Source organism: Psychrobacter sp. 1Y4, assembly GCF_051847555.1.
This window is the reverse complement of the sequence record NZ_JBPYDE010000768.1, coordinates 1-624: the sequence shown is the minus strand read 5'-3', so window position 1 is coordinate 624 and position 624 is coordinate 1. Positions and strand designations below refer to the sequence as shown.

The window sequence follows — 624 nt, the reverse complement described above, 5'->3', positions numbered from 1 at the left end:
TCCCTTTAATTCTTATGAATCAGCTAAAAAAGAAAAAAGCAAGAATAGAGCAAGAGATATGGAACAAACAGCTATATTCAAAGCTGATTCAGAAGAAAAAGCTGAATTACTTTTGAAAACTGAGCAGTTTTCTAGACTTTGATACATAAATTTATAAATAACTGTTTCTACAGAGAACTTTCAATAAAAAAAAGACCTTGCCACATGACAAGGTCTTTTTCTATGCTAGGAAGTCTTTAATAACTTACTTAGGATGTACCATATCAGCAGGAATGACCCACTCATCAAACTGCGCTTCAGTTAATAGCTCTAGCTCAACCGCAACTTGCTTCAAAGTCTTGTTTTCTTTATACGCCGTCTTAGCGATTTTGGCTGCATTTTCATAACCAACATGACGGTTCAATGACGTTACTAGCATCAATGAGTTGTGCAAGAAATCATCGATTTTGTCTTTTACTGGCTCGATACCAACGGCACAGTTCTCGTTGAAGCTATTGCACGCATCGCCAAGCAGTTTGATAGATTGCAATAAGTTAAACGCGATCACTGGCTTATACACGTTTAGCTCAAAGTTACCTGATGCGCCAGCCATGCTGATAGTGGTGTCGTTACCCATGACCTGAG

At 38.1% G+C, this 624-nt stretch carries 1 pseudogene; it reads right to left on the bottom strand.

What is annotated here, in order from left to right:
- Positions 1–244: 244 nt before the first annotated feature.
- Positions 245–624 (bottom strand): annotated as a pseudogene (locus ACS8FC_RS18780) (class II fumarate hydratase); the annotation flags it as partial.